The 7,466-nt window shown below is 66.4% G+C and carries 15 protein-coding genes; 1 reads left to right on the forward strand and 14 read right to left on the reverse strand.

The window, feature by feature from the left end:
* On the forward strand, positions 1–536 hold a 536-nt coding region (locus tag ACFPN9_RS26140), incomplete at its 5' end, for a helicase HerA-like domain-containing protein (RefSeq protein ID WP_377817894.1).
* A 27-nt stretch (positions 537–563) separates the two neighbouring features.
* Here the strand turns inward: ACFPN9_RS26140 and ACFPN9_RS26145 are convergent.
* From ACFPN9_RS26145 to ACFPN9_RS26210, 14 genes are all read right to left on the reverse strand, one after another.
* Entirely contained in the window at positions 564–902 is a 339-nt protein-coding gene (locus ACFPN9_RS26145; RefSeq protein WP_377817895.1) for a hypothetical protein, read from the reverse strand.
* 131 nt (positions 903–1,033) lie between these two features.
* Positions 1,034–1,372, reverse strand: a complete 339-nt coding sequence (locus tag ACFPN9_RS26150; protein WP_377817896.1) for a hypothetical protein — start codon at positions 1,370–1,372, stop codon at positions 1,034–1,036.
* Between the two features lie 166 nt (positions 1,373–1,538).
* Complete coding sequence (locus ACFPN9_RS26155) at positions 1,539–1,790, reverse strand: hypothetical protein (RefSeq protein WP_377817897.1); 252 nt, start codon at positions 1,788–1,790, stop codon at positions 1,539–1,541.
* Positions 1,777–2,991 carry a S49 family peptidase gene (locus ACFPN9_RS26160; RefSeq protein ID WP_377817898.1) on the reverse strand — a complete coding sequence of 405 codons (1,215 nt, stop codon included), beginning with the start codon at positions 2,989–2,991 and terminating at the stop codon, positions 1,777–1,779. The genes ACFPN9_RS26155 and ACFPN9_RS26160 overlap by 14 nt, the downstream gene beginning before the upstream one ends.
* Positions 2,988–3,590 carry a hypothetical protein gene (locus tag ACFPN9_RS26165; RefSeq protein WP_377817899.1) on the reverse strand — a complete coding sequence of 201 codons (603 nt, stop codon included), beginning with the start codon at positions 3,588–3,590 and terminating at the stop codon, positions 2,988–2,990. The genes ACFPN9_RS26160 and ACFPN9_RS26165 overlap by 4 nt, the downstream gene beginning before the upstream one ends.
* Positions 3,590–3,988: a hypothetical protein gene (locus ACFPN9_RS26170; RefSeq protein ID WP_377817900.1), complete on the reverse strand. Its 399-nt coding sequence runs from the start codon at positions 3,986–3,988 to the stop codon at positions 3,590–3,592. Before ACFPN9_RS26170 ends, ACFPN9_RS26165 begins: the two co-directional genes overlap by 1 nt.
* Entirely contained in the window at positions 3,988–4,248 is a 261-nt protein-coding gene (locus tag ACFPN9_RS26175) for a hypothetical protein (RefSeq protein WP_377817901.1), read from the reverse strand. The genes ACFPN9_RS26170 and ACFPN9_RS26175 overlap by 1 nt, the downstream gene beginning before the upstream one ends.
* Before the next feature lie 84 nt (positions 4,249–4,332).
* The gene (locus tag ACFPN9_RS26180; protein WP_377817902.1) at positions 4,333–4,671 is read right to left on the reverse strand and encodes a hypothetical protein; all 339 of its coding nucleotides are present in this window, start codon (positions 4,669–4,671) and stop codon (positions 4,333–4,335) included.
* Between the two features lie 3 nt (positions 4,672–4,674).
* The gene (locus ACFPN9_RS26185) at positions 4,675–4,893 is read right to left on the reverse strand and encodes a hypothetical protein (RefSeq protein ID WP_377817903.1); all 219 of its coding nucleotides are present in this window, start codon (positions 4,891–4,893) and stop codon (positions 4,675–4,677) included.
* A complete protein-coding gene (locus ACFPN9_RS26190) occupies positions 4,890–5,192 on the reverse strand; it encodes a hypothetical protein (RefSeq protein ID WP_377817904.1) in 303 nt (100 codons plus the stop codon). Before ACFPN9_RS26190 ends, ACFPN9_RS26185 begins: the two co-directional genes overlap by 4 nt.
* Entirely contained in the window at positions 5,189–5,458 is a 270-nt protein-coding gene (locus tag ACFPN9_RS26195) for a hypothetical protein (RefSeq protein WP_377817905.1), read from the reverse strand. The genes ACFPN9_RS26190 and ACFPN9_RS26195 overlap by 4 nt, the downstream gene beginning before the upstream one ends.
* A gap of 204 nt (positions 5,459–5,662) precedes the next feature.
* Positions 5,663–6,619 (reverse strand): hypothetical protein, encoded by a 957-nt coding sequence (locus ACFPN9_RS26200; protein WP_377817906.1) that lies wholly within the window; start codon positions 6,617–6,619, stop codon positions 5,663–5,665.
* Positions 6,616–6,852 carry a hypothetical protein gene (locus ACFPN9_RS26205; RefSeq protein ID WP_377817907.1) on the reverse strand — a complete coding sequence of 79 codons (237 nt, stop codon included), beginning with the start codon at positions 6,850–6,852 and terminating at the stop codon, positions 6,616–6,618. Before ACFPN9_RS26205 ends, ACFPN9_RS26200 begins: the two co-directional genes overlap by 4 nt.
* A complete protein-coding gene (locus ACFPN9_RS26210) occupies positions 6,849–7,046 on the reverse strand; it encodes a helix-turn-helix transcriptional regulator (RefSeq protein ID WP_377817908.1) in 198 nt (65 codons plus the stop codon). The genes ACFPN9_RS26205 and ACFPN9_RS26210 overlap by 4 nt, the downstream gene beginning before the upstream one ends.
* Positions 7,047–7,466: the final 420 nt, after the last annotated feature.

Raw genomic sequence — 7,466 nt, forward strand, 5'->3', positions numbered from 1 at the left:
TGCCGGACATCGTCCTAGCGCAGCTGGGCAACCGCGTGCAGCACGCGCTCCGGGCCTATTCCCCGCGCGACCAAAAGTTGGTGCGAGCGAGCGCGAAGGCGTTCCGGCCGAAGTCCGGGCTCGACGTCGAGAGCGCTATCACGAGCCTGGCCGTCGGCGAGGCACTGGTTTCCTTCCTCGATTCGGCTGGCGTGCCGCAGCCCGTCGAGCGGGTGCGCGTGAACCGGCCGCAGACGAGCATGGCGCCGATCTCGGATATCGAGCGGGAAGCGATCATGCTGGCCGATCCCTGGCGCCACCGCTACACCGCCGACGAGGCCACCAGCCGCCAGGCCTTCGCTCAGCGCTGGCGAGCCGAGCGGGGCTTGCCAGCCCTGCCGGAGGCCTCTGAGCCGTACCAGCCCGGCGACTATGTGAAGTTTCTTCCGGACCTCTCCGGCGAGCCGGCGCGCGCGGGGCGCTCATGGCTCGGCATTCTGGGCAATACCATCCTGGCGGTGGGCTGTTTTTGGGTCGCGGCGAAGCTTCTCATCTAACGCCGCGACCTCGTTCAACCGCGACGATCAGTCGGTGCGGATGCCTTCATTGAGCATGTAGAGGTTCTTGAGCTTGCAGAAATCGGCCCGATGCTCGGTCGGATCGTACCCGGCCCACTGGACCCGGAAGCGGACCGTGCAGGAGCCGGCATTGCTCTTCCAGTCCATGTCGACCGCTTGGCCTGCGGGAACCGGCGCGCTCAGCCAGTTGGTGCTCCAATTGCCGTTCATGAACGTCTGGAAACCAGTGATGGTCCAGCCCTGCGACCTGTTATGAAGCTTGAAGGGGTAGTCACTTTGCGCGTGGGCACTTGTAACCGCCTGCGCTGCAAAGACCGCTGCGGCGACAACGATAGCTCGAAACATCAGGTTCTCCATGCTCGCCGACAGTGGCGGCCGGCGCGTGACCTAGCGGCATGCAGCTGCCCTGTCGAGCTTGAATGAAACTCCGAAATGCCTCCATCTCTCATACGTTGGTCGAGGGGGATACGACGCCTTCAGCCCTCGTCGAGAATCGCGTCGTAAAGCTTGCCGCGCGCGGCAGCCCCGGCCACCTTCCCGATCCATTCGCTGGTGTCCATTTTCCGCTTGCGAGCCTCCTTCGCCACCTGGCCAGCTTCGCGGTGTGTCATGGTGCACAGAAGCATCCGCTGGCCGCGCCGCGTGACCGGCAGCTTCCACCGGCGGCACACTGCTCCGATCGTTTCGAATCGCGTGCCGTCGCCGAGCTCGGCGGCGATCTGCCGGTATGACCAGCCCTTCGCTCGCATGAATGCGATCCTGGCAATCTTCCTGCCGGTCCAACGCCGCTCGAAATTGCCGTCTGCCTTCGTCATGGCGTCCTCATGAAGCGGGCCGGGCAGTTTCCCACCCGGCCCTTCCACAACCCGAGCGGCACCGGAGCCGGCCGCTCTGCATTCGGCGCGGGCTTTCGGGCTTCAATGACCCTATGCCCGCGCTCCCTGGCGCCGCCCCAACGGAGAAGCCCGCGCCAGGATCTCGTCAGTATGCTCGCGAGCGCTGCCCGTTCGGGTATGCCGGGAACTCGGCCGGGCGCAGCATCGTGAACTTCTCAGGCGCCATCAGAGCGATCGCGTGCTCCAGTGCCCACACGGCCTCTTCAGGCTCCAGCCCTGGCGTGAATGCGATCTGCTCCGCGATGCCGCGATGCACCGTCGCCAGCGGATGCCGGCTGATGGCGGCCATGCGCGCCAACTCGCGGTTGGCGTTGTAGGGGCGCTCAATCGTCAACATGCGACGTCCCCCCTTCGCCAATCGGGCCGAAACCGTGTTTCGCTCGCGCGGCATTCCAACCCGCCGCCGCGACCGCATCAGGCGTTCCCGGCTCTGCCGTGGCCGGCGCGGCCGTCTCGTGCTTCGCCCGGGCCTTGGCCCAGCCGGCGGCGATCTCGTCTGCCGAGGCCTCGCTGACCGGAGCCGGCGCCGGAGCGGACGGGATGAACGCCACGCCCCTGTGCTGGCCGGCCGCGGTGCTGGTGCGCTGTTCGGCGATCGTCTTCCAACTCGCGCGGATCGCGTCCTGGTCGACGACTGGCGCCGTCGGCTGCGCGGTGGCCACGGGCGCGGATCGGGCTGCAGAGAGCGCGCGATCGACGGCGGCCGAGATCCGCTGCTGGCGCGGCGCATCGCGCAGGGCTGACAGCGCGCCCTCGAATGATCCGATGGCGTCAACCAGCCCGACCTTGACCGCCTGCGCTCCGACCAGCACGCCGCCACCACCGAATTTGCTGATCACGGTGGCATCGGACACGCCCCGGAAGCCGGCGACCGCCTTGACGAAGACGGCGGCCAGGCTGTCGACGGTCGCCTGCAGCCGAGCGCGGCCTTCGTCGGACGCAGGATCGGGCCGCTTGCCGGGCGATTGGCTGGAAACGATCTCGACCCGCTTGATGCCGCGCCGCTCGTCTGCGGCGCTCTCATCGATCATGCTCATCACGACGCCGACCGAACCGACCATAGCCGCAGCATCGACGGTGACCCGCGAGGCGGCGCAGGCAACCCAGAGCGCCCCGGATGCGCAGAGCCCGCCCGCATAGGCATGCACGGGCTTTGTCGCCGTTGCCGCACGGATGGCGTTGGCCAACTCGCCGACGCCAGAAACTTCGCCCCCGGGCGAGTCGATGTCGAGCAGGATCGCGGTCACGCTGGGATCGTCGAGCGCGACCTGCAGATCGCGGCGCACTTGCTCATAGGACGTCGCGCCGCTCATCGACGTGAAGAGATTCGCCTTCCGGAACAGCGGCCCGTTGATGCCGATGATCGCAACCCCGTCGCGGACACCGGCCCGCTCGGCGCGCTGCAGCGACGCTGTGCGGTACGCCTGCAGGGCCTCCGGGCTGAGATCGCCTTCGCGGTTTGCGATCGCGATCATTGCCTGCAGGTCAGCGGAGGGCATCGCCCAGGCGGTCGATCCGAGATAGTCGAGCCCGGTCATGTGCGCCTCCCCGTGAGTTCGCTGGTCGGCGCGAGCAGGATCGCCGGATTGACGTCGGCGCGCCGCATGATCGTGTTGCCGAGCTCGTCTTCGATCTCGCGGCAGGCCACTTCCTCCGCGATCTCGGCGACTTCGATCTCACGCTCAAGGCGGGACATCTCGACGGCGCGAGCGTCTTCGGTCATCCCGTCCGGCGCGTCGGCGAGCAGGAGAGCCTTCAGCCGCTCCGCGTCCCAAGCCGCAAACACCGCAAACATGTCGCCGCCGAGCATGACGCTGCGGGATGGTTTACCGGAATCGTCGCCGCCGCTCTGAGTGATGATGCCCGCAGTCGCCGTGTTGAATCGGGTACGGTACTCATGGGGACGCAGATCGCGAGACCAGAGCGCACCAATCTCGAAAGGGCGCTTCGCGATGGCTTCAGCGATCTCAGCATCGATAAACCGTTCAACGTCGGCGCGAGCCCGCGGCGCGCAATCGACCCGCTTCAGCGCTTCCTGCAGTTCGGCGATCCGGCCGCGCAGGGCGTCGATATCCCCTTGCGCCTCCCGGAAGGCCTGGCGGATGGTCTCTGCGTTCTGCTTCGATACGGCGGCCATCAGACGCTCCTGGCGACGAACTGTGGAAGGCGCTCGCCGATGAAGTCTCGAACGATGCTCGCCATCCGCGTGTCATGCTCGCGGCGCGCAGCACCTTCGGCACGGCGGCGGGTACAGCGCTCAAGCTCGGCCTCGACCTTGGCGATCTGAGCGTCGAACTGGCCAGGCTCATACCGGCGTTCGGCGGCATCTTCGGCGAGGCTTGCCGCATCGACCATGACGTACTGCCGCGGTTGGTCGCGATCGGCTTCGGCCTTCTTGCTGCGCAGCCGCGCCAGTCGGCCGCGGATCTCCTCATCCTCGCGGCTAAACTCGCGCGACGCGGCGAAGGCCGCCTCGCCAGCGGCAAGGAAGCGATCAACGCGATCGGGGTCGATCGTGAAGCGTCGGGTCGCCATCACGCCACGTCCGTCAGTGTGCCGCTGAGCGCCGCGCCGTTCGCGCCCGTCCATGACACGACGTCGCCGGCATTGGCGTGCAGCGGGCCGATCGGATCGGCGTCGGTGATGATCGCGATCTGCACGGCGCCGATGGCGAGCGAGGCGTTGACGTTGGCGCGGGAGGCCAGGACAGGGAACGCGTGGAACTCGGCGGTTTTGCCAGCTGGGATCGCGTAGGACGATCCGGTGGCGATGGCGGCGTTAAAAGCGGTGGGCATCTGCTGCTCCTAAAAATCGATCTGCGAGCAGAATCTGCCATCGCCGACAGTCAGGCGCGACCAGAATGCAACGCGATGCAGGATTCAGTGACACATCTCATCGAGATCGGCGGCGATCGTGCGCCACTGCCTCGGCCCGATGTCCTGGCGGTGCAGCCGATGGAACAGCGCGTCGGCAGTGCCGGGCATGGGCTCCCGGTCGAAGTCGACCTGCAGCCACGTCGACGCGATCAGGCGTGCCGCAGGCGTGCGCTTCTCGTCGGGGAAATGGCGCCGCCAGACGAGCCGAAGGACTTCCCGCCGCTCGGCGATCTCTGGATCAAGAGGCCGCGCGACATCGCGCAGCCAATCAGCGACCGCGGGGTAACGCAGGTCGAGCAGACGTGCTGATCGGATCAGCAGCACGCGGTCCGGCCGGGCCATCGGTCAACCCGCCGCCAATGGGCAGATGGCCTCGACCGCGACCGCGGCGAACTCGGCTGCCGAATAGGTCGCGATGGCCTTCGCCGGATCCCGGGCCGCCGCCTGCGACCTGAAGGCCGCGATGGTTCCGCCGCCGTCGCGCGGGACGCACCACGCGACGATGCGCTGCCCTGGCGCAGTCGATATCCGATAGTAGCCGGCGCCGGCGAAGAGGGCGCTCATGGCGCCGCCCCTTCCATCGGCCCGTCACCGCCAATCAGTTCGTGACACCGGGCGTAGAGCTTCTTCACGGTCTCCGACAGGTGGAAGACGCTGTAGAGCAGCGCATTGTGCTCGTCCTCGTTCATGACGAAGATCTCGTGATTGCCGAGCCCGGGGCACTTCTCCCTGACCATTGCCGCCATCAGGTCGTCACGGCCGCGGCTCGCGATCAGGTCGTCGAAGATCATCGCCACGACGCGATCGGCATTGAGGACGTTCAACACGTCGAATTCGATATCGGCCAGCTTGGGGGCGCTCATGACGTCACCTGATCGATGCGGGCGAACAGGGCGGCGGTGCGGGCCTCAAGCTGCTTCGCGTAATCCTCTACAACGCGGCAGAGGGCGGCCGAGCGGCACAGAACGTCGTGCTGCGGAGTGCCGGCCGGCGCAGTAAATTCGGTGACGGACTCGTATGTCACCTCTGCCAGCCGGCGGAGATCGCCAGCCCGGGCGGCCAGGTCGTTCGCGATATCGTAGGCGGATTCTGGGCGCGGCTCGGCGGCCGCCGTTCTTGACGTCGTCATGGTTGCTCCTGGTGCTGAAGGTGGCGCTAGTCCGGGCGCCGAGGCCGGTAGGCGTTATTCATCCCGCATCCGCCATGCTCGCCGCGAGACATCTCGCGCCGACCATGCCGACTGCGCCCCTCGGACAGCCCTCTTTGGCGCGAAGCGCCGCCAGCGCCGCGGCTGGGGCAGATCGAAGATCCGGAGCGCTGCACACTCTGTCCGTCATGCGGCGTCCTCCTCGCGCACTACCTCGCGAAGTCGCTGCGCCATCATCCTCCGAAGAGCGACGACTGCCGGTGACGGGCTGGGATTCGGCTCGATCGGCGGATGCCTCGGCTCCCCTCGCAGTGCCGCCGCTGTGGACCTCAACACCCTCGCCATGAGCGGAGAAATTGAGCCCGTTCTGGAGGGGGTGAACCAAGTGTGACCTTCACCTGTCATCTTCGATGACATGCTGTCCGTCATACATGGCTCAGCACCCCTCCGCCGAGCTGCCCGGCGACGCTTGATCGTGCTGACACTGACGCCCGTTCGGGCCGCCTCGGCGGAGATTGATTCTGCCTCATACTGCGCCCGGGGCTTTGCGCCCTGCTTTCGCCGCTGCTCTCTGCGCCGTTCGACCTCGCGCCGTTTACGACGCAGCTTCCGATCTGCCTTGGAACTGCCGACACAACCAATCGTCGTGATCAGCAGCCCGTCGCGCTCGTCGGCGGTGACCCGAAGGTAGAAGGCGGCCTGGTCCGCCGACCAGTAACGCGGTCGAAACTCAACCGTTGCCACCACCTTGCGAACGTCGTGCAGGTCTATGTCTGGCGTCCAGTCGCGAGCCCAGATCAGGCTGTACGTGTCCGGGTTTGAAGCAACGTGCACCAGGTGCGCCACGGCGAACGTCAGGTAGTCGTGCGCTCGCTTCGTTCGGCAGGGGCCGCCATAGCGGAGCGTCATCAGGTCCATGAGCTCGCGCAGACGCTTCCGGGCGAGCAAGAAGCTGCGCCGCTTCTTTGCCGTCGGCCGCGTGTACCCGAGTACGCATTGCCCGATCCGAATCTCCCAGGTCGCGCCGGCCGACATGGCTCTTGCGCCAATCGGATCAGCCTGTAATGGATTGAGCCGCGAGGCCTTTGATCTGAGCCGGGGTGCGGTTGCCGCCGCCCCTGGCTCTTTCGTTTCTGCCGTCATCCCCTGCCCTCCGACCCGAGATGGCGAGCGACCAGCGCCGACAGCAGCAGGCAGGTATCAGGATCGAAGCCGGCTGCCATGCCCGCGTCGACCATGTTCTCCGGTGTCGGCTCCATGCCTTCGCTGCGCACGCCGTCGATCGAGTTGATGACGCACTGGCAGATGTCGTGCTGCTCGAGCAGCGCGTCGAGCAGAGCGGGATCTGTGAGCGGGTGCCGCGCCATGGCGATCACGCGGCGCGGCTGGCGCGAGGCGTGAAATACGCGGCGATATCCTCGCGGCGCCAGACCTTCTTCCGGCCGATCATCACCGGATCGGGAAACTTGCCCCGCTTGAGCTCTGCCCAAATCGTCGAGATGCTGATCGGGTATGCGGCCGCAATCTGGGAGACGTTCAGGAACTGATCGCGCTTGTTTTCGGCTGTCATTGCTTCTCTCCATCGCCGCTTCGCTGCGGTGGTGGGAGAATGTCGTTCTCAGTCGCTCACCTCGACCCGGCAACAGAGATTTGCTTTTCGCTGTCGCCGGTAAGCAGACGCCCAATGCGGTCGCCCAGTTTCTCAGGCGTCGATCGGCGCATGCGCCCGTCGAGCAAAGTCTGGGCAGCGAACGTGAATGTCACAAATGGTCCTGACCATCGTGACGTGTCGCCGCTCTGATAAAACCCCTTCTCGGCTTCTCCGAACTTGTACACCCACAGCGATCGGCACGCGCAGATGAAGGTATCCAGGCCCGGCGTCAGTCTTCCGGGGTCGTGTCCCATAGCGTGGTGTAGCTGACGGTGGTCACCGGCGATTGCCGGTTAGGTTTGGGTTGTGAACGCCAACCCTGAACCGAGAGATCCCCGA

Origin of the sequence: Allobosea massiliensis (assembly GCF_042655245.1) — a bacterium.
In the GTDB taxonomy this organism is placed as follows: domain Bacteria; phylum Pseudomonadota; class Alphaproteobacteria; order Rhizobiales; family Beijerinckiaceae; genus Allobosea; species Allobosea massiliensis.

What these genes read in the sequence shown, in the direction of transcription:
- ACFPN9_RS26155 (WP_377817897.1), bottom strand. Translation starts at nt 1,790, where the DNA reads ATGTTGACGATTGAGCGCCCCTACAACGCCAACCGCGAGTTGGCGCGC.
- ACFPN9_RS26185 (WP_377817903.1), bottom strand. Translation starts at nt 4,893, where the DNA reads ATGAGCGCCCTCTTCGCCGGCGCCGGCTACTATCGGATATCGACTGCG.
- ACFPN9_RS26165 (WP_377817899.1), bottom strand. Translation starts at nt 3,590, where the DNA reads ATGGCCGCCGTATCGAAGCAGAACGCAGAGACCATCCGCCAGGCCTTC.
- ACFPN9_RS26210 (WP_377817908.1), bottom strand. Translation starts at nt 7,046, where the DNA reads ATGACAGCCGAAAACAAGCGCGATCAGTTCCTGAACGTCTCCCAGATT.
- ACFPN9_RS26195 (WP_377817905.1), bottom strand. Translation starts at nt 5,458, where the DNA reads ATGACGACGTCAAGAACGGCGGCCGCCGAGCCGCGCCCAGAATCCGCC.
- ACFPN9_RS26160 (WP_377817898.1), bottom strand. Translation starts at nt 2,991, where the DNA reads ATGACCGGGCTCGACTATCTCGGATCGACCGCCTGGGCGATGCCCTCC.
- ACFPN9_RS26170 (WP_377817900.1), bottom strand. Translation starts at nt 3,988, where the DNA reads ATGGCGACCCGACGCTTCACGATCGACCCCGATCGCGTTGATCGCTTC.
- ACFPN9_RS26145 (WP_377817895.1), bottom strand. Translation starts at nt 902, where the DNA reads ATGTTTCGAGCTATCGTTGTCGCCGCAGCGGTCTTTGCAGCGCAGGCG.
- ACFPN9_RS26180 (WP_377817902.1), bottom strand. Translation starts at nt 4,671, where the DNA reads ATGGCCCGGCCGGACCGCGTGCTGCTGATCCGATCAGCACGTCTGCTC.
- ACFPN9_RS26190 (WP_377817904.1), bottom strand. Translation starts at nt 5,192, where the DNA reads ATGAGCGCCCCCAAGCTGGCCGATATCGAATTCGACGTGTTGAACGTC.
- ACFPN9_RS26200 (WP_377817906.1), bottom strand. Translation starts at nt 6,619, where the DNA reads ATGACGGCAGAAACGAAAGAGCCAGGGGCGGCGGCAACCGCACCCCGG.
- ACFPN9_RS26150 (WP_377817896.1), bottom strand. Translation starts at nt 1,372, where the DNA reads ATGACGAAGGCAGACGGCAATTTCGAGCGGCGTTGGACCGGCAGGAAG.
- ACFPN9_RS26175 (WP_377817901.1), bottom strand. Translation starts at nt 4,248, where the DNA reads ATGCCCACCGCTTTTAACGCCGCCATCGCCACCGGATCGTCCTACGCG.